Source organism: Streptomyces sp. NPDC058864 (assembly GCF_042742985.1).
Classification (GTDB): Bacteria; Actinomycetota; Actinomycetes; order Streptomycetales; family Streptomycetaceae; genus Actinacidiphila.
This window is the reverse complement of sequence record NZ_JBHYMQ010000039.1, coordinates 1-24549: the sequence shown is the minus strand read 5'-3', so window position 1 is coordinate 24549 and position 24549 is coordinate 1. Positions and strand designations below refer to the sequence as shown.

Sequence of the window (24549 nt, the reverse complement as noted above, 5' to 3'; positions counted from 1 at the left end):
GGAGGATGATGGACTCCCGCTCCGGCAACGTCAATGCCCCTGCGGAGAAAGCCTGTTGGCGACACGGGGAGCCCACCCCCCGCATCCCGCCCGGGCCCTCGCCGGGGCCGGCCCGTGTCCCGTCCCCCACCTGGAGGAATCTCCCCATGCAGCCGCGTCAGGTCACCGTGCTCGGAGAGTGCGTCGCCGATGTCTTCCCCGAACCCGGGCACGCGGCGGCGGCCCCGCCCGGTGCGGACGGCCGCTCGCCGGAACGGGCGCCGGGGCTGCGGCTGCGCGTCCTGCCGGGCGGCGGCCCGGCCAACACCGCCGTGGGGCTGGCCCGTCTCGGTACGCCGACCCGGCTGCTGGCCCGGCTGTCCGGGGACGTCTTCGGGCGGCTGTTCCGCGTCCATTTGCTGGAATCCGGCGTCGACCTGTCGGCGGCCGCAGCCGCTCCCGAGTCCAGCACACTGGCGGTCGCCGACGTGGACGGCGACGGGCAGGCGGCGTACTCCTTCCACGCCGAGGGCACCGCGGACTGGCAGTGGACGCGCGGGGAGCTGGAACGCGCCGCGCTCGGCGACCCGGCGTGCGTCCACTCCGGTTCGCTCGCCCTGGTCAGGGCACCGGGCGCCGCCCTCGTGGAGGAGGTGCTGGCCGGGGCGCGAGAGCATGCGACGGTCAGCATCGACCCCAACGTCCGGCCCGCCCTGGTCGATCCGCGGGTGTACCGCGACCGCATCGGGACGTGGTGCGCGACCGCGGACATCCTCCGGCTGAGCGAGGACGACCTCGCCGTGCTGGCGCCGGACACCGCCCCGGAGGCGGCCTGCGACGGCTTCCACGCGGCGGGTGCCCGGCTGGTGGTGGTCACCCTCGGCGCACGCGGCGTCCTCGCCTCGCTCGACGGCCGGCGGGTCTCCGTACCCGGCGTGCCGGCTCGCGTGGTCGACACCGTCGGCGCCGGGGACTCCTTCACGGCGGGGCTCCTGCACCATCTCGGCGGCCGCGGGCTGCTGGGCGGCCGGCTCGACGGGCTGCGGACCGACGACGTCCGGGCGGCCTGCGCCTACGCGACCCGCGTGGCCGCGATGACCTGCGCCGTCCCCGGGCCGAACCCGCCGTGGGCCGCCCAAGTGGACGCGGCGCTCGAGGACTTGAACGCCCATCCGGAAGCATGACGGGCCCCGGCCGATCCTGTGCGAGGCGTTGACGGGCTCTCGGCAGGGGCCCATCATCGGTCATCGATCGGATGTCAGCGATGACATATGTCAACGATGACATCACCGGCGTGCAGAGAGTGGGTTCACATGCGTCGAAGAGTCGGGGCGCTGCTCGTCGCCCTGATCGCGAGCCTGGCCGCGTTACTGCCGGGCACCCCCGCGGTCGCCGGAACCGTGGGGGACTACGCGGAGTTCCCGTATCCGGCCACCACCTACAGCGAGCCGTTCCGCGGCCAGTTCCACTTCAGCTCCCAGTCGGGCTGGATGAACGACCCCAACGGCCTGGTGTACGCCAACGGGCTGTACCACTTCTTCTACCAGCACAATCCGCACGGCCTGGCCTGGGACACCATGCACTGGGGCCATGCCACCAGCCCCGACCTGGTGCACTGGACCCAGAAGCCGATCGCGCTCGAGCCCGGCGTCCATCCCGGCACGCTGTTCTCGGGCGGCGGCGTCGTGGACAAGGCCAACACCTCGGGGCTGAAGACGGGTTCCCTGGACCCGATCGTGGTGTTCTCCAACACCGACGGCGTGAGCGTCTTCTACAGCAACGACAACGGCCGGACGTTCCAGGCCTACGACAAGGGCCGCAAGCAGATCGAGATCCCCTCCGAGAGCCGCGACCCCAAGGTGTTCTGGGACGCGGCGCGCAAGCGGTGGGCCATGGTCGTCTGGTCGAACCAGGGTGGCAACGGGGTGAACATCTACACCTCCCCCAACCTCCTCGACTGGACCCTCGCCAGCCGCTTCCAGGCGCCCTGGCTCTTCGAGTGCCCCGACATGTACCCCCTGGCCCTGGACGGCAAGGCCGGGCAGCAGCGGTGGGTGCTGACCTCCGCGTCCAGCCAGTACGTCGTCGGCACCTTCGACGGCACGACCTTCCGCACCGACTGGACCGGCCCGCAGCAGATGGACCTGGGCACCACCTACGCCGGGGGCACCTTCTACGCCGCCCAGACGTTCGCGGACACGCCCGACGGCCGGACCGTGCAGATGGCGTGGCAGGGCGGCAACCGCGGCAGCACCTGGACGGGCAACTCGACCTTCCCCGCCACCCTCGGACTGGTCAGCACGCCCGACGGGCCGCGGATCACCCGGACGCCCGTCGCCGAGCTCGCCTCGCTGGGCTCGGAGACCCGCAGCTGGAAGAACCAGACGGTGAACGCGGCCAAGGGCGACAGCCTCTTCGGCGGCATCAAGGCCGACACGTACGAGATCACCGCCCAGTTCGACGTGCAGGGCGCGACCGCCACCCAGTTCGGCTTCGACCTGCACGCCCGCTCCGACGGAACGGCCGACCGCAGCGTCGTCTACGACACCAGGGCGCAGACCCTGCGGGGCAAGCCGCTCAAGCCGCGGAACGGCAAGGTCACCATGCGGCTGCTGGTGGACCGGGGGCAGTTGGAGACCTTCGCCGACGGCGGGCTCTACTCCCTGTCCGACAACGTCGACTTCGACTCCGCCGCCGACAGCCAGGGCATCCGGCTCTTCGCCGTCGGCGGCAAGGTGAAGCTGGACAGCGCGACCTTCACCCGCCTCAACACCAGCTGGGGCACGGCCCAGTCCACCCTGGAGAGCAACCTCAAGGGCCCGTGGCACGCCTCGGGCGGGGCCTGGACCGACGTCAGCGGCGGCAAGCGCGCCTCGACGAGCGGCGACGGGTTCTACCTGAGCGCGAGCAGCGCCGGTGACGCGGTCTACCAGGGCGACCTCACGCTGGACACCGCGCAGGCGGCGGGCCTGACGTTCCGCGCGAACGCCTCGGGCGCGGGCTACACGGCGAACATCGACACCAGCGGCGTCCTGAAGCTGTGGCGGCCGGGCCGGGACATCGCCACCTACGCCACCCCGATAGCCAAGGGCCGCGCCTACCACCTGAAGGTGCAGACGAACGGCCCCCGCATCCGGGTCTGGCTGGACAACGGCACCGACCCCGTCGTCGACGCCACCGACGACACCTACACCACCGGTGTGTTCGGGGTGAACGTCTTCAACGGCACGGCGACGGTGCAGAACCTCAACACCGGAACGACCGGCTTCTCGGCCTTCCCCGCCGGCAGGTGGACCCCGCGGGGCGGCACGTGGACGGTCACGCCGTCCGGGCTGAGGGGGAGTTCGCCGCAGGACGGCTTCTACCTCAGCGACCGTACCGGCGGTGACTTCACCTACGAGGGGGACCTGTCCGTCACCAACGGGACGGCGGCCGGTCTCACCTTCCGCGCCCGTGACGACGGCGCGGGCTACACGGCGAACATCGACACCAGCGGCGTGGTCAAGCTGTGGCGGCCGGGCCGGGACATCGCGACGTACGCCACGCGGATCGTCGAGGGCCGCACCTACCACCTGAAGGTGCGCACGGACGGCCCCCGCATCCGGGTCTGGCTCGGCGGCGCCGCGGATCCCGTCGTCGACGCCACCGACGACACGTACGCCGAGGGGCTGTTCGGGGTGAACGGCTTCGCCGCCAGCACCCAGGTGCAGAACCTGAGCATCGGCTGACCCGGCCGGGACCGCTCCGGTACGGGCCTCCGCGGCCCGCTCCGGAGCGGTCCCTCCGTCCTGCCATTTTCCAACGTTGAACACGTTCCGGATCGCCGTGGCGGCATGCCGCCCGCCCCGAGCGCATGCCTTGTCAGGGGCACATCACCCTCGTCGCCCGGGCCCGGTGATCCCCTTCCGCTCCGCTCCGGCAAGGGCACGGAGGCCCTCGCGGCGCGTTTCGCCACGACCTGACGGCCCGTTGACGAGCTTCTACGCGAGGTCTGGACATGGCGGCGGGGCGCTGCTTTCATGCTCTCCGCGCCGAAAATTTCCAACGTTGTACAACCGCGTTTCCGGCGCGCAGCGCTCTTGGTTCCAGGCACCGCACACTCCTGACCCGCAACTTTCCCGTCAAGGCGTCGACGACTCCCACGGAAGGTGCACCATGAGTCCTGGCCGACGACGTACCAACCGCTTTGCTCGGTTCACCGCCCTGGTGGCGCTCCTCCTCGGGGCGGCCCTGCTGACGCCGGTCACGGCGTCCGCCCGGCCCTCCGCCACGGCCGACGTCCCCACCGACGTCACCGCCGCCTCCGCGGACGCGGGCCTGCGCGGCGACTACTACCGGATGTCCAGCGGGACCGCCCTGGACTTCGCCCAGTACACCGGCACCCGCATCGACGGCTCGCTCCACGTCGACGACCTGCTGCCCACCCTGCGCACCTACGCCGGCACCACGGACAACGTCGCCGTCCGGTGGACGGGCCGCCTGGAGGTGCCCGCCGACGGCACGTACACCTTCTACATCAAGGGCGACAACGGCTTCCGCATGTCCCTCGACGGGGCGAGCGTGATCGACCACTGGACCACCGACTGGGACGTCCAGACCACCTCGCGGCCGATCACCCTGACCGCCGGCCTGCACGAGCTGTCCTACGACTACAACCAGGGCAACGGCGGCGCCTACCTGCACACCGAGTGGTCGGGGCCGGGCTTCGACCGCCGGCCCGTACCGGACTCCGCGCTGCACCTGCCGGCCGGATTCGCCCCGGCGGACGCCGAGGCTTCGGTGGCCACGACCGGCCGCACGGCCACCGTCGAGCTGGACTCCCCCGTCACCGCCCTCCCCGAGGGCGCGGCCTCCCACCTGGCCCTGCTGTCCGGCGGCACGCGCTGGTCGGCAGCCGTCTCCCGTGACCCCAAGCATCCCTCCCGGCTGGTCCTGAAGCCGGCCGAGGCCGACTCCCCGGTCTCGCTCAACGCCGACGTGCGGATCAGCTACGACGGCAGGGGCGGCATCACCACCAACGACGGCGACCTCGGTCCCTTCTCGGTCGTCGCGCGCAACGACTCGACCTGGTACTTCCGGACCAGGTGGGCCAAGGACGTCTCCCCGTCCAACCCGCTGCCCGATTACCCGCGGCCGCAGCTGACCCGCGAGAAGTGGAAGAACCTCAACGGGACCTGGCAGTTCCAGCCGACCGCGCAGGACGCGGCGCTCCCCCAGGGCAGGCTGAGCGGCAGCATCATCGTCCCGTACCCGATGGAGTCGGGCCTGTCGGGCGTCGCCCGGCACCACGACTGGTCGCTGTCCCAGCGCACCTTCACCGTCCCCGACGACTGGCGGGTCCGCTCCGGCAACCGGCTGAAGCTCAACTTCGGCGCCGTGGACTACGAGTCCTGGGTGTACGTCAACGGCCGTGAGGTCGCCCACCACACCGGCGGCTACCAGGCGTTCAGCGCCGACGTCACCGACGCCCTCGCCGGGCGGGGGCCGCAGACCCTGCTGGTGAAGGTCAAGGACACCACCGACGACCGTTACGCACTGGGCAAGCAGTCCCGCAACCCCAGCGGCATCTGGTACACGCCGAGTTCCGGCATCTGGCAGACCGTCTGGATGGAGCCGGTGCCCGAGGCGTCGGTCGACTCGCTGGTGCTCACCCCGAACCTGGCGGACTCCTCGCTCGCCGTCACCGTGCGGCCGGGCGCGGGCACCTCGCCGGCCGCGAAGGTCACCGCCACCGCGTACACCCGTGACGGCCGCAAGGCCGGCTCGGTCACCGGCGCCGCCGGGACGGCCCTGCGGCTGCCCGTCCCCCGCGCCCGCCTGTGGAGCCCGGACGACCCGTACCTGTACGACCTCGAGGTCACCCTGACCGACGGCCGCGGCAAGGACCGCGTCGGCTCCTACTTCGGCATGCGGTCGATCGAGGTGTCCCCGGCCGGCGGCACCAACCGGATCAAGCTCAACGGCAAGCCGGTGTTCGTCCTCGCCACCCTCGACCAGGGCTTCTGGCCCGACGGCCTCTACACCGCGCCGACCGACGAGGCCCTGAAGTACGACCTCGTGCAGCACAAGAAGCTCGGCTTCAACGCGGTCCGCAAGCACATCAAGGTCGAGCCCGACCGCTGGTACTACTGGGCGGACAGGCTGGGCCTGATGGTGTGGCAGGACATGCCGAGCCGCGGCACGGCGGCCGCCGGCACCCCGGAGACCCAGACCTTCCTCGACCAGGTCCACCAGATCGTCGACCAGCACATCAGCACCCCGTCCGTCCTCGTGTGGACGCTGATGAACGAGGGCTGGGGCGAGTGGAGCAAGCAGGCCACCGGTGAGCTCGCCGACGCCGTCAGGGAACAGGACCCCACGCGTCTGGTCGACGCCCATTCCGGCGTCAACTGCTGCGCCTCCAAGGGCGACTCGGGCCGCGGCGATCTGATCGACTTCCACGACTACCACGGCCCGGCGAGTCCGGCCCCGGACGACACCCGTGCCGCCGTCGACGGCGAGCACGGCGGCTACTCCTACCTCGTCCCCGGCCACATCCTCGGCACCGCGGGCGGCCAGGACTACGGCGACGCGGCCCACAGCAAGGAGGAGCTGACCGCGGCCTACGTGGAGAACACCCGCAAGCTGCTCCGCCCGGCGGCCTGCGGCCTGTCCGGCTCGGTCTACACCCAGATCACCGACGTCGAGGGCGAGCTCAACGGCCTGCTCACCTACGACCGCGAGGTGGTCAAGGTGATCCCGGAACAGGTACGGGAGGTCAACCGGCAGGTCATCGCGGCCGGTGCGGCCGCCGGCGGGGCCGACGTGCCGCCCGGCACGCCCGGGCCGAACGGCGTCGGCTGGTGGCCGCTGCACGAGGGCTCCGGCACCGTCGCGGAGGACGTCGCCGGGGACCACGACGGCACCCTGACCGGCGGCACGAGCTGGACGACCGGCCCGAACGGCGCCGCCCTGCAGTTCGACGGAAGCACCGGCTACGTCGACACCGGCGCCGCCGTACTGGACACCGACCGCCACGACTACTCGGTGGCCGCCTGGGTCCGGCTCGACGACAAGGGGCACTTCAGCACCGCCGTGTCCGTCGACGGCGACACCAACAGCGCCTTCTACCTGCAGTACTCGCAGGCCGACAAGCGGTTCGCGTTCAGCTTCGCCGGGAGCCGGGCCCTCGCGGGCACCATCGGCGAGCCGGAGGCGGGCCGCTGGTACCACCTGGTGGGCAGCTACAGCCACAGCGACGGGCGGCTGCGCATCTACGTGGACGGCAGCGAGTCCGGTTCCGTCCGCGGCTGCAACGCCGAGGGGCCCTCGGGCCACCTGGTGATCGGCCGCGGCAAGTACGGCGGCAACCGCGTCGACCACTGGAGCGGCGCGATCTCCGACGTCCACGCCTACGACCGCGCACTGACCGCCGCCGAGGTGGCGTCCCTGGCGGCCGGCGAACCCGCCGTGCCGGCGAAGCGCTGACCGGGCACCGACCACGGACCACCTGAGCGGCCCGCCCCGGCACGGGGCGGGGCGGGCCGCCTCCCGGGCCGTCCCCGGGGCGACGGCGGGACCACCGCCCCTGATCAGGCCGCACACCGCTCTCCGAGGAGTTGAACGTCCATGAGCACTTCCCGTTCCACCCGCTTCCTTGCCGTCGTGTGCCTCACCGCCGCGGCCGCCCTGACCGCCACCTCCTGCGCCAAGGAGGAGGGCTCCGGCAGCGCCTCCCCCTCCTCCTCCGAGGGCGCCCAGGTCGTGCAGTCGCCGACCGCGGCGACCGACGCGGCCGGCAGCGGCTGCACCCTGCAGACCTACGGGGCACAGAAGATCGACCTCAAGGACGCCGTCGTCGGCTTCTCGCAGTCGGAGAAGGAGGCGAACCCCTTCCGCATCGCGGAGACGCAGTCCATCAAGGACGAGGCGGCGAAGCTCGGCGTCAAGAAGCTGCTCACCACCAACGCGCAGTCGCAGCTGCCCAAGCAGATCAGCGACATCCAGGACATGCTCGCCCAGGGCGCCCAGCTGCTGATCGTCGCACCCCTCAACTCCGACGGCCTGGAGCCCGCGCTGCGCGCGGCGGCGGCCAAGCACGTGCCCGTCATCACCATCGACCGCAAGATCAACGCCACCGCGTGCAAGGACTACGTGGCCTTCCTCGGCTCGGACTTCGTCGAGCAGGGCAAGCGCGCCGCCGACCAGATGATCAAGGTCACCGGCGGCAAGGGCAAGGTCGCGATCCTGCTGGGGGCCTCCGGCAACAACGTCACCACCGACCGCACCAAGGGCTTCGTCGACCAGCTCACGGCGCAGGCCCCCGGTCTGGAGATCGTCGCCCAGCAGACCGGCGAGTTCGCCCGCGACAAGGGCCAGCAGGTGATGGAGCAGCTGATCCAGGCGAACCCCGGGATCACCGCCGTCTACGCGGAGAACGACGAGATGGGACTCGGCGCGGTCACCGCGCTCAAGGCGGCCGGGAAGAAGCCCGGCAAGGACGTCAAGATCGTGTCGATCGACGGGACGCGCAACGCCGTGCAGGCCCTGGCGAACGGCCAGTACAACGGCGTCATCGAGTCCAACCCGCGCTTCGGGCCGCTCGCCTTCGCCACCGCGCAGAAGTTCTTCGCCGGCGAGGCCATCCCCGAGGACGTGATCATCTCCGACCGCGAGTACGACGCGTCCAACGCCAAGGACTCGCTGTCCGGGGCCTACTGAGCCCCCGCGCCTGCCGCCCGGTCCTCCTCACCGGCCGGGCGGCAGGCCCGTCCCTCTCACGGCCCCCCGACACCGCGACCCCACGGAAGGCCCGCCATGGCACCCCCCGACGCGGCACCCGCCGCACCGCCGCCCGGTCCGGACGACGGCCCCACCGCGCCCGCGGTGCTGGAGGCCGTCGGCATCGGCAAGCGCTTCCCCGGTGTGGTGGCGCTCGACGACGTCTCGTTCACCCTGCGCCGGGGCGAGATCCACGCCCTCGTCGGCGAGAACGGCGCCGGCAAGTCCACCCTCATCAAGGTCCTCACCGGAGTGCACCGCCCGGACGCCGGCGAGGTGCGGCTCGACGGCCGCCGGGTCGCCTTCGCGCGGCCCGCCGACGCACAGCACGCCGGGGTCACCACCATCTACCAGGAGGTCAACCTCGTCCCGCTGATGAGCGTGGCGCGGAACATCTTCCTGGGCCGCGAGCCCAAGAACCGCCTCGGGCTGATCGACTTCCCGCGGATGCACCGGGAGGCGGCGGCGCTGCTCGCGGGCTTCGGCGTCACCGCCGACGTCCGCCACCCGCTGGGCAGCCTCGGCGTGGGCACCCGGCAGATGGTGGCGCTGGCCCGCGCCGTGTCGGTGCGCGCCAAGGTCGTGGTGATGGACGAGCCGACCTCCGCGCTGGAGCCGCGCGAGGTCGAAACGCTCTTCAGGGTCATCGGCGACCTCCACGACCGGGGCATCTCCGTCCTGTACGTCAGCCACCGGCTCGAGGAGCTGTACCGGATCTGCGATCGGGTGACGGTGCTCCGCGACGGGCGCCTGGTGCACTCCGGCGACCTCGCGGACCTGGACCGGATGCAACTGGTCGCCATGATGCTGGGCCGCGAGGTCTCCGAGGTGCGCCGGGACGGACGGACCGGCTTCGGTGAGGACCACCACCCCGACCGCGAGGCGGTGCTCACCGCCACCGGGCTGAACCGGCGTCACGTCCTGGACGGCGTCTCGCTGGAGCTGCGCCCCGGCGAGGTGCTGGGCCTGGCGGGGCTGCTGGGCTCCGGGCGCAGCGAGACCGCCAAGGCCCTGGCCGGGGCGCTGCCGCTGGACTCGGGAACGGTGACGGTCGCCGGGCGGCGACTGGGCCGCCCCTCCCCCGCCGCCGCGATCCGCGCGGGCATCAGCCTGCTGCCCGAGGACCGCAAGGCGGAGGGCATCGTCCCGGGCCTGTCGGTGCGGGAGAACATCGTGCTGGCCGCCATGCCGCGGTTGTCCCGGGCGGGTGTCGTCTCGCGCGCCCGGCAGGACCGCGTCGTCGAGATCTTCATGAAGCGCCTGCGGATCAAGGCCTCGGGACCCGAGCAGAAGGTGGGCGAACTCTCCGGCGGCAACCAGCAGAAGGTGCTGCTGGCCCGCTGGCTCTGCCTGGAGCCGAAGGTGCTGCTGCTCGACGAGCCGACGCGCGGTATCGACGTGGGCGCGAAGGCCGAGGTGCAGGCTCTGGTGGACGAACTGGCCCAGGAGGGACTGGCGGTGCTGCTCATCTCCTCCGACATCGAGGAACTCGTGGAGGGCGCCGACCGATTGGTGGTGCTGCGCGGCGGCGCGGTGGCGGGCGAGCTGACGGGCGAACGGGTCGGCGAGGGCGAGTTGCTGGAGGTCCTCGCGGCCCACGCGCCCGCGGCCCACGCGCCCGCGGCCGACAGCGGCCCGGACGACGAGGAGGTCCGGCACGATGGCTGAACTCTCCCCCACCGTGCGGCGGGGCCCGGTCGGACTCCCCGCCCCCGCCTGGTTCCAGGCCTACGGGGTGTACGCGGCGGTGGCCGTGCTGGTCCTGTTCAACGCCGTCTTCACCGACCATTTCCTGACCGCTGCCAACCTGCGGACCCAGCTCGTCCAGGTGGCCCCGGTGGTGATCGTGGCCCTGGGCATGGCACTGGTGATCGGCACCGAGGGCGTGGACCTGTCGGTGGGGTCCGTCATGGCACTCGCCGCGGCCCTGCTCCCGCTGTACCTGGGCTACGGGCTGCTGCCCGCGCTGCTCACCGCGCTCGCCGCCGGGGCGGTGGTGGGCGCGGCCAACGGCACCCTGGTCGCGGTGGTGGGGCTGCAGCCCATCGTGGCCACCCTCGCCCTGTTCGTGGGCGGCCGGGGCCTGGCCCTGGTCCTCGCCGACGGGCAGCTCAAGCAGATCGCCAACCCGGGCCTGCTGGCCCTGGGCACCGACGACGTCCTGGGCGTCCCCGTGGTCGTGCTGATCGCCGGTGTGCTCGCCCTGCTGGTCGCCGGGGTGGTGCACCGCACCACGTTCGGCCGGCAGTTGGTCGCGATCGGCGGCAACCGTGCCGCCGCCGGACTGGCCGGACTGCCGGTGAAGCGGGTGCTGATCGGCGTGTACGTGGTGTGCGGGGTGCTCGCCGCCCTGGCCGGGGTGCTGGCCACCGCCCGTCTGACGGCCAGTGACCCGTCCACCCTCGGCTCCCTGATGGAGCTGTCCGCGATCACCGCGGTGGTGGTGGGCGGGACCCCGCTCACCGGCGGGTCGGTACGCGTCCTCGGCACGGTCTGCGGGGCGCTGCTGATGCAGCTGCTGCGGGCCACCCTGGTCAAGCACGACCTCCCCGACTCCACCGCGCAGATGGCCCAGGCCGTCATCATCCTCGTCGCCGTCTACGTCGCCCGGGAGCGTCGATCCCGATGAAGTCACTCACCACGCCCCGCTCCGCCGGGGCCACGCCGGAGCCGCCCGCGGTGGCGGCGGCCCGCGCCGGGGACCGGAGGCGGCTCGCCGTGCTGGTGCAGCGGCAGGGCGTGCTCGCCGTGCTCCTGCTGCTGGTGCTGGTCTCCTCCTTCGTCTTCCCGTCCTTCGGAACCCTCGACAACGCGCGGAACGTCACCGTCCAGGCCTCGTTCCTGGCGATCGTGGCCCTCGGCATGACCCTCGTCGTCATCACCGGCGGCATCGACCTGTCGGTCGGCTCGGTCTTCGCGCTGGGCGGCGTCCTCGCCGCGTGGGCCGCGCAGTACGGGACCCTGCCAGCGCTGCTGCTGCCGCTCGCGGTGTGCGGTCTGCTCGGCACCGTGCACGGTCTGCTCATCGCGCGGGCCGGGATGGCCCCGTTCATCGTCACGCTGGCGGGGCTGCTGGCCGCCCGGGGGCTGCTGCTGGCCCTGACCGACGAGGGCGCCGACACCTACCTGGTGCCGCACGGATCGGCCTTCGCCGAGCTCGGGCAGGGCACGGTGGCCGGGTTCGGGTACCCGGTCCTGATCGCGCTGGTGCTGTTCGCCGCCGGCGGGCTGGTGCTCCAGCGGACGTCGTTCGGGCAGTCGCTGTTCGCGGTGGGCGGCAGCCCGGACGCGGCCACGCTGATGGGGCTGCCGGTGGCCAGGACCCGGGTGCTGGTCTACGCGGTCAGCGGGCTGCTCGCGGGCTTCGCGGGCGCCCTGAACGCCGCCCGGCTGTCCTCGGGCGTGACCATCATCGGCGTCGGCATGGAACTGGACGCCATCGCGGCGGTCGTCATCGGCGGCACGCTGCTGGTCGGCGGTGCCGGCTCGGTCAGCGGCACCCTGTGGGGCGTCCTGGTGCTTGCGGTGATCCAGAACCTCATCAACCAGATCGGCTCCCTCAATTCCTCGTACCAATCGGTGGTCAGCGGCGGCTTCCTTATCGTGGTGGTCGTGGCCCAGCGGTATCTCGCGCGGGGACCGCGCACCACATGACCGTGCCGGTGCCGGTGGACCGCGCGCGGCCCTCCGGCACCGGCCCAACCCGGAGGGAGCGCCGTGGGCGTCAGCCTCAAGGACGTCGCGCAGCGCGCGGGAGTGTCCATCAAGACCGTCTCGAACGTCGTGAACGGCTACCCGCACGTCACACCCGCGATGCGCGCGCGGGTCCAGCAGGCGATCGACGAACTGGGCTACCTGCCCAACCTCACCGCCCGGCACCTGCGCAAGGGCCGCACCGGCATCATCGCGCTGGCCCTGCCGGAGCTCGGCAACCCCTACTTCGCCGAACTGGCCGGTGCCGTCATCGACGCCGCCGCGCGCCACGACTACACCGTGCTGCTCGACCACACCGCGGGCGAACGGCGCAAGGAGATCCTGGTGACGCAGGGTTTCCGCACCCATGTGATCGACGGGCTGATCCTCTCGCCGATCGAGCTGGAGACGCCGGACCTGCTCGCCCGCACCGACAGCTCACCCCTGGTGCTCCTCGGGGAGCGCGAGTACGACGCCCCGTACGACCACATCGTGATCGACAACGTGGCCGCGGCGCGCAGCGCGGTGCGGCACCTGGCGGGAACGGGGCGGCGGCGGATCGCCTTCATCGGCGCCCGCAGCGAGGTCGCCCGGCAGCCGGCCCACCTGAGACTGCGCGGCTGGCGCGAGGAACTGGCCGCCTGCGGGCTGCCGCACGGCGACGACCTGGTCGCCACCGCCTCCGGGTACGGCCGGGCGGACGGCGCCCAGGCGATGGCCGACCTGCTGGACCGCGGGGCCCGGCCGGACGCGGTCTTCGCCTACAACGACCTCCAGGCCATCGGCGCCCTGCGGGTGCTGACCACCCGTGGGCTGCGCGTGCCGGAGGACGTGGCGCTCGTCGGGTTCGACGACATCGAGGAGGGGCGCTACGGAACGATCACCCTGACCACGGTCTCCCCCGACAAGAAGGCCATCGCCCGCCAGGCCGTCAACTGCCTCGTGCAGCGTCTGACCGGGGCGCCGGACGCCCCGCCGCGCCGTGTGCGGCCCGGCTTCGACCTGGTCGTCCGCGAGTCCACCCTGGGCCGCGGTCACTGACCCGCCGGGCGCCGCGCGTTCCGCTCCCACCGGCGGTGCGCGCGGAGGGCCGAAGAAACGAGCCGGGTACGTGTGCTTCGCGCGGCGGGCCGCGCTGAAGGAGCCGGCGAGGCGACGGTTCGCGCCGCGTCACTGAGCGGGGCGCGGAGTTCTGGCAGCGGTCGTCCGTCCCAGGGGGCTTGCGGATCGGCGCGGCGGGAGGCGACCCTGACAATCAGATGTTCGAGTACGGGTACGCCGGGCGACTGCCCGGCAGGTGGAACCAACCACCGCCAGGCTGGTACTCAAGCCATGGAGGTGGATCACCACGATGATGTCGCTGGCCGCAGCGGGGCTGCGCATCGTGGAGGGCTGGACCGCGCCCGACGGGCTCATTCCGCCCAACGTCACCGGACAGGCGCCGAGTGTCCCGTTCGAGGACGGGCGCGTCGAGGCCATGCTGGACTTCCTCGATCCGCAGCTGCACGAGAAGGCGAACGCCGACTGGTACCGGCTGTCGGTCGAAGGAGGACTCTTCTCCGAGACCGACCGCAGGTTCCTGATCGCGCTCCACCCCGGCCAGGACCGCCTCGCACGGTGGCACTGCGTCGAGCTGCAGAGCGAGTGGGACATCATGGGCAAGGGTGCTGACGGGCTGCTCGGCAGTGCCCCCTACCGGCCCGAGTTCCGCATGCTGTCGCTCGACGGGAACGTGCTGTGCTTCGCCACGACATGGGAGCACGACATCAGCACCTCGGTGCTGAAGGCGCCGCACCGTTCGCAGGTCCTCCGCCGCTGGGCGGAGGCGCTGACGGACGGCTCCATGGACTACATGGGCGAGCCGGACGACACGCCACTGAGCGTGGCGGCCCGCCGCTGGCTCGACAGCCACTAGAAGGACCGGGAGCCCCGACCGAGACATCGGTCGGGGCTCCCGCTGTTCGTCCAGAGACCGCCTACGGCCGCCCCCGCGCCTCCGCCTCGAGTTTCAGCGCCTCCTCCATCACCGCTCTCGCGATCGGTCGGTCCAACGCTGGACCGCCCTGGCGGCGACGGTTCACAACCTCACCGTCAGCGAGTGTTGGGATTCGCCCGGTACGTGGCCACGAGGTCGTGGGTCTCGGGATCGACCGAGAAGAACTCCCCGAGGTCTTCCCCCTGAGGAACGGCGTTCACAACTACGCATCGCCACGCCTCTACCACTGGTAGTAGATGAGAAGCAGTGCACGGCATCCCTCATGGGTGCCGTGCACTGCTTTGTGCAGAAAGGTTGAAGCAATGGACCACGCTGGGCGACTCGCCCCCGCCGGACTGGTCTTCCTGTGCCTGATGGACCTGGAACTCCCCCTCATCCCGCCGACGCTCGCCAACATGGCCACGGGATACAAGCCGCCGTCCGGCGAATGGCCGCGCTCGGTCGTCGGCCGCGACACCCCGGATTTTGTCGCCCAGGCGAACGAAGGCTGGTTCGAGCTCTCCCGCGAAGGCGGCCTCTTCGGGGACGACCGGGAATTCCTGGTCACTGTCCCGCTCCAGGAGGGCGGGAACGACCTGTGGTGGGCGCACGTCAGGCTGGCCGAATCCTGGGACGTGGTGGGGGCCGGTTCCGCCGCCGCGCTCGGCAGCGGTTTCGGCGAACCGGAGTTCACCGCACTGTCCCTGGCCGGAGACGTCGTCGCCTTCTGCTACGCGCACAGCGCCGCGGTCGGCAGCGTCCTGGCGACCGGATTCTCGGATCTCGCGGATCTTCGGAAGATGGCGGAATGGGAGGCGGACTATCCGAGAACGCCGAGGCAGGAGAAGGCGGCTGCCCGGCGATGGCTCGACGCCACCGCCGGCTGACAACCGGGGCACGACGCCAGTGGGCCGCCCTCACCACCACCGTGGTGAGGGCGGCCTTTTCCCTTCCAGCCCTACGGCCGCCCCGCGCCTCCGCCTCAAGTTTTTTAGAGCGTGCCGCCCATTCTGCTGACCAGCTGGTCGAGCGTGATGCCGTACGGCACGAGGAAGGCCGCGATCCTCCGGTCCTCGACCGGGTCGGGCAGGACCCGCTCGGCCTCGTCGGCGACCTCCGAGAGGCCCGCCTTGCGCAGCATGACCACGAAATGGTCCCTGGTGTACTCCACCGTCACCACCAAGCTCCGGTCAGGGGGCGCCGAGGTCGACGCGCACCACGGGCGTTCCGGTCCGTCGCGCCCTCGTATCCGTGCGAACAATCTACGACGGCCCGTGTCGGGGCGCCTTCTCCGCCGTGGGCTTTTCTTTACCTACCGTTCGTTCCAGATTGTGTTAGCCTCCGATGGCAGGCCGGGAAGAACGGCCCGCGCCCCGCGGAACCCACCGGGGCACAAGGGCCGGAGCCCGCAGAACCCCACATCGCACGGAACGGGAACCCCCGGGCCGGCCGCCGGCCGCCCGCGGGCACCGGAGGGAGCACACATGTCGAACCGTCTGGAATCCAAGGTCGTCATCGTCACCGGAGGGACGTCCGGCATGGGCGCCGCCTTCGCCAGGCGCGCCGCCTCCGAGGGCGCGACCGTCGTGATCGGCGCGCGCGACAAGGCGCGCGGCGAGGCGACCGTGGCCGGGATCGAGGCCGCGGGCGGCCGCGCGCACTTCCTGCCGACCGACGTCACCGCCGAGGACGACGTGGCCCGCCTCGTCGACCACGCGGTGACCGAGTTCGGCGGTCTGCACGGGGCGTTCAACAACGCCGGCGGCGGCGACAACCAGCGTACCTTCGGCACGACCGACGCCGCTTTCTGGCACCACATGATCGCCACCAACCTGACCAGCGTCTTCTACAGCCTCAAGTACGAACTCCCGGCGATCGCCGCCTCGGGCGGCGGGTCGATCGTGAACAACGCCTCGACGGCGGCCGTGGTGGGCGACGCGGGCATGCCGGCCTACGTGGCGGCCAAGCACGGCGTGGTGGGCCTGACCCGTTCCGCGGCCCTCGACTCCGCCAAGGCGGGCGTACGCGTCAACGCGCTGGTGACCGGGCTGATCGACACACCGCTGTGGCGCTCCGCCGTCCAGGCCCACCCCGAGATCGAGGACCGGTTCCTGGAGCGGATCCCCACCGGGCGGCCGGGCGCGGAGGAGGACGTCGCCGCCTTCGCCGCCTTCCTGCTGAGCGACGAGAGCCGCTTCGTCAACGGCGCCGCGCTGGCCATCGACGGCGGCTTCACCGCGCAGTGACGGCGGGAGCCCGGCCGCGAGGCGCGAAACGGCCGCCGGAGGATCAGTCGAGGGCGTCCAGGGCGGCGTCGACGACGGCGGTCAGCGCCTCGCGGTCGGGATCGATGGCCCCCATGACCCGCAGACCGTGCATCGTGACGACGAGGTACCGCGCGAGGTCCCGTGCGTCACGCTTGCCGGACACCTGGCCGTCCGCCTGGGCCTGCGCGACGACCTGCGTCAGCGCGTCCTCCAGCAGGGCGGTCGTCGACTCCACGTGCGAGGCGACCCGGGGATCGTGGGCGACGCGCTCCATGGCCGCACCGACGATCAGGCAGGCCCGCCGGCTGCCGTCCCGCGCGATCTCGTCGACCGCGGCGACCAGCACCTCGCGGAGCAGTTCGCGACCGGGGGCGCCGGAGCGCAGGACCTCGACCAGGGGCAGCGCGTACCGCTCCCGGTAGCGGTCCATGGCCGCCAGGTACAGCCCCTCCTTGCTACCGAAGGCCGCGTACAGCGAGCCGCGGCCGACGCCGGTGGCGTCCACCAGGTCCTGGACGGACGTGCCCTCGTAGCCCTTGCTGCGGAAGGCGTTCATCGCCGCCTCCACGGCCTTCTCGGTGTCGAACTCCCTCACGCGTGCCATGAGCGGAGTGTACGCCTATCAGGAACGAACGGTCCAGTTTTTCCCTCCGCCCCCTTCATCGAGGAGCACGACCATGTCCCACGACGACACCCTGCCGCCCGATCCGCGGCGCTGGGCGGCCCTGTTGTTCATCGGCATCGCCCAGCTGATGGTCTTCCTGGACGGCGCGATCATGAACATCGCGCTCCCGTCCGCGCAGCAGGACCTCCACTTCACCGACGGCGGCCGCCAGTGGGTCATCACCGCCTACGGGCTGGCCTTCGGCGGGCTGCTCATCCTGGGCGGACGGCTCGCCGACCTCTGGGGGCGCAAGCGGCTGTTCGTCATCGGGCTCGTCGGCTTCGCCCTGGCCTCCGCGATCGGCGGGGCGGCGCCCGGTCTCCCGGCACTGCTCGCCGCCCGCGCCCTCCAGGGCGCCTTCGGCGCGCTGCTCGCCCCGGCCGCCCTGGCCCTGATCTCGCTGGCCTTCACCGACACCAAGGAACGCGCCAAGGCCTTCGGCGTCTACGGCGCCATCGCCACGGCGGGCGGCGCGGTCGGACTGCTGCTGGGCGGCGTGTTCACCGAGTACGCCGACTGGCGCTGGGGGTTCTACGTCAACCTCCCCATCGCCGCCGTCGGCATCGCCGGAGTGCTGACCACCGTCCGGGACCACGGCATTCCCGCGGAGCGCGCGCGCCTGGACGTCCCCGGAGCCCTGCTGGCGAGCGGCGGCGCCGTCGCCCTGGTCTTCGGCTTCTCCCGGGCGGAGGGCGAGGGCTGGGGCGCCGGATCGACCGTCGGCATGTTCGCCCTCTCCGCCCTCCTGCTCGGCGCGTTCGTCCTCGTGCAGGCGAGGTCGGCGTCACCCCTGCTGCCGCTCCGGGTCCTCAGGGACCGCACCCGTGCCGGCGTCTATGTGTCCCTGGGGCTCTCCGTCATGACCATGTTCGGGATGTTCCTCTTCCTCAGCTACTACTTCCAGCTGGTCAAGGGATACAGCCCGGTGCAGAGCGGCGCCGCCTTCATCCCGATGGCGGCCGCCCAGGCCGCCGGCTCCACGCAGATCGGCGCCCGCCTCTTCCACCGCGTCCGCCCCGGCCTGCTGATGGGCACCGGTTTCGCGGTCTCCGGAGCCGGGGTGGTGCTGCTGGCCCTGCTGGACCCCGGCTCCTCCTACGGCTCCGTGGCACTCGCCGAGATCGTCGTCGGCGCCGGCATCGGCGCGGCGTTCATGCCCGCCTTCAGCCTGGGCGCCCACGGCGTCGAGGCGCGTGACGCGGGCGTGGCGTCCGCGATGACCAGCACCGCGCAACAGGTGGGCGGCTCCATCGGGACCGCGCTGCTCAACACCCTGGCCGCCGGCGCCACCGCAGGTTACCTGGCCTCCCATCGCGGCTCCGCCGGCCTCACCGGCCGCTCGTTGGTGCACGGCTACTCGGTCGCCTACTGGTGGGGCGCCGGGATCCTGGCCCTGGCCGCGCTGATCGCGTACGCCACCGTGGACGCGGGCGGGCCCGCGCGCGGACGGACCGTCCGGCGCGGGATCGTCCGGCGTGGTGGCGCGCGGGGCGGGGCGCTCCAGCACACGGAGTGACCCGGTCGCCGGAACGTCCCGGGGAACACCCGGGCGTCCGGGCGTCGCGGACACAAAACGCACACATGGGGTAATCCTTGATGAGGTGGATGCGCCACGCCGACGGGCCGCTGCCCGGCCGCCTCCGGAAGAGGGTGAGGGCATGGACGCTGCGGTTCCCACGGCCGCTACGGGCTTCGGGGCGATGTCGCCGGACACCGTCCTGGCCAGGGCGCTGCGGGACAGCGAGGCGTCCGTGGGCGCGGTCTACCTGCTCCCACCGGGGGAGCCGGTCCTGCGGCTGGCCGTGCTGAGCGGCGTCTCCCGCAGGACCGCCGTGCCGTGGACGCGGGTGGCGCTGACCGACCACACCCCGGTGGCCGACGCCGTTCGCGAGCGTCGCCTGGTGTGGGTCGGCGGCCAGGAGGAGATGGCGCGCACCTACCCCCGTCTCGCGCTCATGCTGCCCTACCCTTTCGCGCTGGCCGCCGCCCCGGTCACGGACGGCGACACCGCCTCGGGCGGGCTGGTCCTGCAGTGGCCCGGTACGCACCCGCCCCGGCTGAGCCCGCGGGAGCGGGCCACGATGGACAGCGCCTGCCGCGACCTGCTCCGGCTGCTGCGGCGTGCCGAGGAAGAGGGCCGGCCGCTCGCCGCGCCTCGGGAGCCACGCGTACTGCCGCCGGCGCGGCCGCGCGCGGCCTGGCCGGACGAGGCACGGTCCGCGGTGGACTTCGCCGAACGCCTCCCCGGCGGCTGCTGCACGCTGGACCTGGACGGCCGGATCCTGTTCGCCACCACCGGGGCCGCGGGCCTCCTGGGCACGGACATCACCGAACTGCTGGGCGCCTGCCTGTGGAAGGCCCTGCCGTGGCTGGACGAACCCGTCGTCGAGGACCATTACCGGGCCGCACTGATCAGCAGGCAGCCGGCCTCCTTCACCGCCTCGCCGCCGGCGGGCCCGTGCCTGTCCTTCCACCTGTACCCGAGCTCCTCGGGGGTCAGTGTCCGCATCGTCCCCGCCGCCCTCCCGACCGACCCCGCGCGGGTGCTGCGTCCCGCGCCGCCCGCCGAAGCGGGGCGGGGCGCCGTGCTGTACCACCTGATGCACCTGGCGGCCACGCTTACCGAGGCGATCGGCGTGCGGGACGTCGCCGACCAGGCCGCCGACCAGCTCCTGCCGGCCTTCGGCGCGCAGGCGCTGGCGCTGATGACGGCGGAGGACGGCCGGCTGCGGATCATCGGGCACCGCGGCTACCCCTCCGAGCTCATGGAACGCTTCGACGCGGCCCCGCTGACCTCGGACACCCCCGCCGTCCGTGCCATGACCACCGGCGCGCCCGGCTTCTTCCCGACCTTCGCCGGGCTCCGGCGGGCCTACCCGCCCGCCGTCCACCAGGACGGCATGAGCTCCTGGGCCTTCCTGCCGCTGATCACCTCGGGTCGTCCGGTGGGTTCGCTGGTGCTCGCCTACGAACGGCCCCACCTGTTCACCGACGAGGAGCGCACCGTCCTCACCTCCGCCGCCGGGCTGATCGCCCAGGCCCTGGACCGGGCGCGCCTTTACGACGCCAAGCACCGCCTCGCCCAGGGACTGCAGGAGGGTCTGCTCCCCCAGACCCTCCCCCGCGTGCCCGGGCTCGACGTCGCCGCCCGCTACCTGCCGGCCGGCCTCGGCATGGGCATCGGCGGGGACTTCTACGACCTCATCCGTCTCGGCACGCACCTCGCGGGCGCGGCCATCGGCGACGTGCAAGGGCACAACGTCAGCGCCGCGGCACTGATGGGGCAGGTCCGCACGGCCGTCCACGCCACCGCGGGCGCCCCGCCCGACGAGGTCCTGGCGCGCACCAACCGCCTGCTCACCGACCTGGATCCGGGTCTGTTCACCAGTTGCCTGTACGTCCAGCTGGACCTGGCGCACCACCGGGCCCGGCTGGCCACCGCCGGGCACCCGCCCCCACTGCTGCGCCACCCCGACGGGCACGTCGAGGTCCTCGACCTGGCACCGGGTCTGCTCCTGGGCATCGACCCGGCGGCGACCTACCCGCCGACCGACATCCCCCTGCCGCCCGGTGCGGTGCTCGCGCTGTACACCGACGGCCTGGTCGAGGCTCCGGGCACCGACATCGGGGACGGCATCGCCGCGCTCGCCGGACGCCTAGCGAGCGCCGGGGCCGGAACCGTGGACGAACTCGCCGACGCCCTGGTGCACCCGGCCGAGCAGTCCCCCGCGCGCAGCGACGACATCGCCCTGCTGCTCATCCGGGCGCGGCGGAAAGGCGGTTGACACCGCCCGGGCCGCCACCGGGTCTGCCGGCGGCGGCCCGGACTTCGTGCAGGAGGGAAGCCGCGGCGGTCAGCCGATGCGGCGGGCCTGCACGCCGTCGGCCTCGAAGTCGTACACGTACCGGTTGATCCGGAGGCCGTCGACCGCGCCCACCCAGTTGTGGTCACGGCCCTTGCCGACGGCGACGCTGTTGATGGTCGCCTGCGGAAGCGCGTTCCGCAGCGTCGTGAAGTTGCACGGGCTGGACTGGGTGCACAGGGGCGCGAGTTCGTTGCCCGAGAGGAACCACTCACCGGTCGCGGCGGTGGCGTCGAGGAACCCGCTCCATTGGTTCACCACCGCGACGGCGGGCGGGACCCACACCATCGTGGAGTAGGTGTCGCTCGCCGTGAGCCGCGGGTTGATCTCGATTCTGATGTTCGGCAGGTTGCGGGTACCGCCGTATCCGACGTTCTCGCCGGTCTGGAAGACGTGGAACCCGAGCCTGGTCAGGTCCCGGACCCGGCTGCCGTAGAAGTCGACCTCGTTGCCGAAGTCGACCTTCTCGCTGGGGGGAACGAGCGAGGTGGAGTCGTCCGCCACCTCGATGCCCAGGCTGCCGTCGCCGTAAGGCGGCCTGGAGACGGATCCCGTGACACCGTACGAACCGAACGGGCCGTCCCGAAGGGCGGCGACAGGAGAGCCGACGGTGTTCCGGGTGATGACACCCCAGTGGCCGGAGCCCGTGAAGTCACCCGAGTGTCCGTCCGCGACGGCGGACACCGATCCCGTGAGGGCCGAGGTGACGATCGTGGCCAGTGCGACGGTCACGAGCGTCCTTCCCCGGCTCAAGCCGATACGAGCCTTCACACCCATTCCTTCCGGGTAGCCGAAGGGGCCGGTGCGCTGCCCATGCCCGAGCGCCGCACGACTGCGCGGCAACGAGGCACGACGGGGCGGCGTCGAGGCGTGACCCTTCGCGTTTCAGCAGAACTTGGTGAGTGGTTGTCGTTCGTGCGGGGATCCGGACGAGGCCGGGGCCGACCGTGCCGCGGTAGACGTACCCGGGCGGTCGGCCTCGGCTCCCCGGGCGAGGCGGAAAGTCACACGACGGCCGAAGCCGTCCGGCAGTTCCCGCGGCCCAGGCGAACCCCGGACGCACATGTAGACCGTTACACATGGTCACTTGGGACGCACTCCGGGTGAGCCGAACGTAGCCGGGCAACCACGCGCGGTGCGGCTCACCGGAATGTTGCCTAACGTCTTTAGGTATGTGCATAATCCATTACGGAATAAAGGAGGCGCGCTGTGCCACGCGTAGGACTCACCACGGAACGCCTCACCCGGGCGGGCGCGGAACTCGCCGACGAGGTCGGCTTCGCCCAGGTGACCGTCTCGGCGCTCGCCGAGCGGTTCGGCGTCAAGGTCGCCAGCCTGTACTCGCACGTCAGGAACTCGCAGGACCTCAAGACCCGGATCGCCCTGCTGGCCCTGGAGGAACTCGCCGACCGGGCGGCCGAGGCCCTCGCCGGCCGCGCGGGCAAGGACGCCCTGGTCGCCTTCGCGAACGTGTACCGCGCCTACGCCCGGGAGCACCCCGGCCGCTACGCGGCGGCCCAGCTGCGGCTCGACCCGGAGACGGCCGCCGCCGGCGCCGGCGTCCGGCACGCCCAGATGACGCGGGCCATCCTGCGCGGCTACGACATCCCGGAACCGGACCAGACGCACGCCGTCCGCCTCCTGGGCAGCGTCTTCCACGGTTACGTCAGCCTCGAGCTGGCGGGGGGCTTCGACCACACACCCGTCACCGCGGAGGAGTCCTGGTCATGGGCGCTGGACTCGCTCGACGCCCTGCTGAGCCGGCGGCCGGCGTCCTGAGGGCGCATCCCGGCACCTCCCCACCGAACGTACGGGCACCCGGCCCGCGGACCGTCCACGGACAGGCATCGGACCATGCACACGCACCAGAACCCGATCACCACTCCCGTCACCGAGGAGCTGCTGCACGGCGCCCTCGACCTGGAGCGCACCCGCCACGGGCTGCTCCCCCACCGCCTGCCCGCCGCGGCACGCCGGCAGATCCCGGACGAGCAGCTGGCCATCGCGGAGGCGCAGCCGTCCGGCGTGCGGCTGGCCTTCCGCACCCGGGCCACCACCGTCGAACTCGACACGCTGCCCACCAAGCGCGTCTACCGGGGCTTCCCGCCACCGCCGGACGGCGTGTACGACCTGCTGGTCGACGGCCGTCTCGCCGCCCAGGCCACCGTGGCCGGCGGCAACGTCCGGGAGATCACCGACATGGTCACCCAGGCCTCGGAACTGCACGAGGGGCCGCCCGGCACCGCCCGGTTCGGCGAACTGCCGCCCGGGGACAAGGACATCGAGATCTGGCTGCCCCACAACGAGATCACCGAGCTGATCGCCCTGCGCACCGACGCCCCCGTCGAGGCGCCGGCACCGCGGGGCCGCAAGGTGTGGCTGCACCACGGGAGTTCCATCAGCCATGGCTCCAACGCGGCGCATCCGTCGGCCATCTGGCCCGCCCTGGCCGCCGCCGAGGGCGGAGTCGAGCTGGTCAACCTGGGCTTCAGCGGCAGTGCGCTGCTGGATCCGTTCACCGCCCGCGCGATGCGCGACACACCGGCGGACCTGATCAGCCTCAAGATCGGCATCAACATCGTCAACACCGACGCGATGCGCCTGCGCGCCTTCACCCCGGCGGTCCACGGCTTCCTCGACATCGTCCGCGAGGGGCATCCCACGACACCGCTGCTGGTGGTCTCCCCCCTCCTGTGCCCCGTGCAGGAGGACACCCCGGGCCCGCTGGCACCGGAATTCGACGGCGGCACCCTGCGGTTCAGGGCCACCGGTGATCCGGCGGAACGCGCCGCGGGCCGGCTGACCCTCAACGTCATCCGCGACGAACTGGCCCGGATCGTCGCCCGGCGGGCGGCCGACGACCCCCATCTGCACCACCTCGACGGCCGCGAGCTCTACGGGGCGGCCGACTACGCCGAACTGCCATTGCCGGACGAGGTGCACCCCGGCCCAGCGGGCCACCGGCGCATCGGCGAGAACTTCGCCCGGCTGGTGTTCGCCGGCAGCGGACCCTTCGCCACGGCGAACCGCTGACCGGCCCGCCGCCGGCCGACCCGTCCGGCGGCGGGCCGCAGGGCTGTCATCCAACTGCCATCGACCCGCCCCATCGCGGGATGCGGTCCATCGATTTGCCTCACCTGCCGCACGGATCCACCCTGGGCAGCACTACCCGAGGTCCGCCCCGCGAGAGTCCGGCAGGCAGCACGGCATGCCGCGCGGAACACGGCGATCGCCGGAGAGGTGGAGACATGTCCATGGACGCCGTGTGGGTCCGTGGCGTGAACGGCCTTCAGATGCACCACGTCACCGACCTCCAGGACGCCGGCAGGTTCCTGGGCAACGCAGCCA

At 72.3% G+C, this 24549-nt stretch carries 18 protein-coding genes; 15 read left to right on the top strand and 3 right to left on the bottom strand.

What is annotated here, in order from left to right:
• The first annotated feature begins 146 nt into the window (after window positions 1-146).
• The 10 genes from ACFW3D_RS26055 (at window position 147) to ACFW3D_RS26010 (ending at window position 15294) form a co-directional block, all read left to right on the top strand.
• Window positions 147-1163, top strand: a complete 1017-nt coding sequence (locus ACFW3D_RS26055; protein WP_500507633.1) for a carbohydrate kinase family protein — start codon at window positions 147-149, stop codon at window positions 1161-1163.
• A 129-nt stretch (window positions 1164-1292) separates the two neighbouring features.
• Window positions 1293-3707 (top strand): glycoside hydrolase family 32 protein, encoded by a 2415-nt coding sequence (locus ACFW3D_RS26050; RefSeq protein WP_500507631.1) that lies wholly within the window; start codon window positions 1293-1295, stop codon window positions 3705-3707.
• A 427-nt stretch (window positions 3708-4134) separates the two neighbouring features.
• Window positions 4135-7446: a LamG-like jellyroll fold domain-containing protein gene (locus tag ACFW3D_RS26045; RefSeq protein ID WP_500507629.1), complete on the top strand. Its 3312-nt coding sequence runs from the start codon at window positions 4135-4137 to the stop codon at window positions 7444-7446.
• Between the two features lie 141 nt (window positions 7447-7587).
• Entirely contained in the window at window positions 7588-8679 is a 1092-nt protein-coding gene (locus tag ACFW3D_RS26040; protein WP_500507627.1) for an ABC transporter substrate-binding protein, read from the top strand.
• A 96-nt stretch (window positions 8680-8775) separates the two neighbouring features.
• Window positions 8776-10407: a sugar ABC transporter ATP-binding protein gene (locus ACFW3D_RS26035; protein ID WP_500507625.1), complete on the top strand. Its 1632-nt coding sequence runs from the start codon at window positions 8776-8778 to the stop codon at window positions 10405-10407.
• Window positions 10400-11368, top strand: a complete 969-nt coding sequence (locus tag ACFW3D_RS26030; RefSeq protein WP_500507623.1) for an ABC transporter permease — start codon at window positions 10400-10402, stop codon at window positions 11366-11368. The genes ACFW3D_RS26035 and ACFW3D_RS26030 overlap by 8 nt, the downstream gene beginning before the upstream one ends.
• A complete protein-coding gene (locus tag ACFW3D_RS26025; RefSeq protein WP_500507621.1) occupies window positions 11365-12393 on the top strand; it encodes an ABC transporter permease in 1029 nt (342 codons plus the stop codon). Before ACFW3D_RS26030 ends, ACFW3D_RS26025 begins: the two co-directional genes overlap by 4 nt.
• Window positions 12394-12456: 63 nt before the next feature.
• Entirely contained in the window at window positions 12457-13473 is a 1017-nt protein-coding gene (locus tag ACFW3D_RS26020; RefSeq protein ID WP_500507619.1) for a LacI family DNA-binding transcriptional regulator, read from the top strand.
• A gap of 310 nt (window positions 13474-13783) precedes the next feature.
• Window positions 13784-14347: a hypothetical protein gene (locus ACFW3D_RS26015; RefSeq protein WP_500507617.1), complete on the top strand. Its 564-nt coding sequence runs from the start codon at window positions 13784-13786 to the stop codon at window positions 14345-14347.
• Between the two features lie 383 nt (window positions 14348-14730).
• A complete protein-coding gene (locus ACFW3D_RS26010; RefSeq protein WP_500507615.1) occupies window positions 14731-15294 on the top strand; it encodes a hypothetical protein in 564 nt (187 codons plus the stop codon).
• Between the two features lie 104 nt (window positions 15295-15398).
• Here ACFW3D_RS26010 and ACFW3D_RS26005 read toward each other — a convergent pair whose 3' ends face one another.
• Window positions 15399-15578: a hypothetical protein gene (locus tag ACFW3D_RS26005; protein ID WP_500507613.1), complete on the bottom strand. Its 180-nt coding sequence runs from the start codon at window positions 15576-15578 to the stop codon at window positions 15399-15401.
• Between the two features lie 313 nt (window positions 15579-15891).
• Between ACFW3D_RS26005 and ACFW3D_RS26000 the strand changes: the two genes are divergently transcribed.
• Window positions 15892-16653: an SDR family NAD(P)-dependent oxidoreductase gene (locus tag ACFW3D_RS26000; RefSeq protein ID WP_500507611.1), complete on the top strand. Its 762-nt coding sequence runs from the start codon at window positions 15892-15894 to the stop codon at window positions 16651-16653.
• A 43-nt stretch (window positions 16654-16696) separates the two neighbouring features.
• Here ACFW3D_RS26000 and ACFW3D_RS25995 read toward each other — a convergent pair whose 3' ends face one another.
• Window positions 16697-17278 (bottom strand): TetR/AcrR family transcriptional regulator, encoded by a 582-nt coding sequence (locus ACFW3D_RS25995; protein WP_500507609.1) that lies wholly within the window; start codon window positions 17276-17278, stop codon window positions 16697-16699.
• Between the two features lie 73 nt (window positions 17279-17351).
• Here ACFW3D_RS25995 and ACFW3D_RS25990 point away from each other — a divergent pair, with 73 nt between their 5' ends.
• Both ACFW3D_RS25990 and ACFW3D_RS25985 read left to right on the top strand, forming a co-directional pair.
• Window positions 17352-18854 (top strand): MFS transporter, encoded by a 1503-nt coding sequence (locus tag ACFW3D_RS25990; protein ID WP_500507607.1) that lies wholly within the window; start codon window positions 17352-17354, stop codon window positions 18852-18854.
• A 142-nt stretch (window positions 18855-18996) separates the two neighbouring features.
• A complete protein-coding gene (locus ACFW3D_RS25985) occupies window positions 18997-21123 on the top strand; it encodes a SpoIIE family protein phosphatase (protein WP_500507605.1) in 2127 nt (708 codons plus the stop codon).
• Window positions 21124-21192: 69 nt separating this feature from the next.
• Here the strand turns inward: ACFW3D_RS25985 and ACFW3D_RS25980 are convergent, their stop codons facing one another.
• Window positions 21193-21933, bottom strand: coding sequence for a hypothetical protein (locus ACFW3D_RS25980; protein WP_500507603.1), 741 nt, complete (start codon window positions 21931-21933; stop codon window positions 21193-21195).
• A gap of 477 nt (window positions 21934-22410) precedes the next feature.
• On the opposite strand from ACFW3D_RS25980, the gene ACFW3D_RS25975 reads away from it, so the two are divergent.
• Together ACFW3D_RS25975 and ACFW3D_RS25970 are read left to right on the top strand one after the other, a co-directional pair.
• Window positions 22411-22980, top strand: a complete 570-nt coding sequence (locus tag ACFW3D_RS25975; RefSeq protein WP_500507601.1) for a TetR/AcrR family transcriptional regulator — start codon at window positions 22411-22413, stop codon at window positions 22978-22980.
• 75 nt (window positions 22981-23055) lie between these two features.
• A complete protein-coding gene (locus tag ACFW3D_RS25970) occupies window positions 23056-24234 on the top strand; it encodes a GDSL-type esterase/lipase family protein (protein WP_500507599.1) in 1179 nt (392 codons plus the stop codon).
• The last annotated feature ends 315 nt before the right edge of the window (window positions 24235-24549 follow it).

Excerpts from the sequence above, each read along its gene's own strand:
- ACFW3D_RS26030 (WP_500507623.1), top strand. The coding sequence starts at position 10,400 with ATGGCTGAACTCTCCCCCACCGTGCGGCGGGGCCCGGTCGGACTCCCC.
- ACFW3D_RS26055 (WP_500507633.1), top strand. The coding sequence starts at position 147 with ATGCAGCCGCGTCAGGTCACCGTGCTCGGAGAGTGCGTCGCCGATGTC.
- ACFW3D_RS26025 (WP_500507621.1), top strand. The coding sequence starts at position 11,365 with ATGAAGTCACTCACCACGCCCCGCTCCGCCGGGGCCACGCCGGAGCCG.
- ACFW3D_RS25990 (WP_500507607.1), top strand. The coding sequence starts at position 17,352 with ATGTCCCACGACGACACCCTGCCGCCCGATCCGCGGCGCTGGGCGGCC.
- ACFW3D_RS26045 (WP_500507629.1), top strand. The coding sequence starts at position 4,135 with ATGAGTCCTGGCCGACGACGTACCAACCGCTTTGCTCGGTTCACCGCC.
- ACFW3D_RS26050 (WP_500507631.1), top strand. The coding sequence starts at position 1,293 with ATGCGTCGAAGAGTCGGGGCGCTGCTCGTCGCCCTGATCGCGAGCCTG.
- ACFW3D_RS26040 (WP_500507627.1), top strand. The coding sequence starts at position 7,588 with ATGAGCACTTCCCGTTCCACCCGCTTCCTTGCCGTCGTGTGCCTCACC.
- ACFW3D_RS25970 (WP_500507599.1), top strand. The coding sequence starts at position 23,056 with ATGCACACGCACCAGAACCCGATCACCACTCCCGTCACCGAGGAGCTG.
- ACFW3D_RS26000 (WP_500507611.1), top strand. The coding sequence starts at position 15,892 with ATGTCGAACCGTCTGGAATCCAAGGTCGTCATCGTCACCGGAGGGACG.
- ACFW3D_RS26015 (WP_500507617.1), top strand. The coding sequence starts at position 13,784 with ATGATGTCGCTGGCCGCAGCGGGGCTGCGCATCGTGGAGGGCTGGACC.
- ACFW3D_RS25985 (WP_500507605.1), top strand. The coding sequence starts at position 18,997 with ATGGACGCTGCGGTTCCCACGGCCGCTACGGGCTTCGGGGCGATGTCG.
- ACFW3D_RS26010 (WP_500507615.1), top strand. The coding sequence starts at position 14,731 with ATGGACCACGCTGGGCGACTCGCCCCCGCCGGACTGGTCTTCCTGTGC.
- ACFW3D_RS25995 (WP_500507609.1), bottom strand. The coding sequence starts at position 17,278 with ATGGCACGCGTGAGGGAGTTCGACACCGAGAAGGCCGTGGAGGCGGCG.
- ACFW3D_RS26035 (WP_500507625.1), top strand. The coding sequence starts at position 8,776 with ATGGCACCCCCCGACGCGGCACCCGCCGCACCGCCGCCCGGTCCGGAC.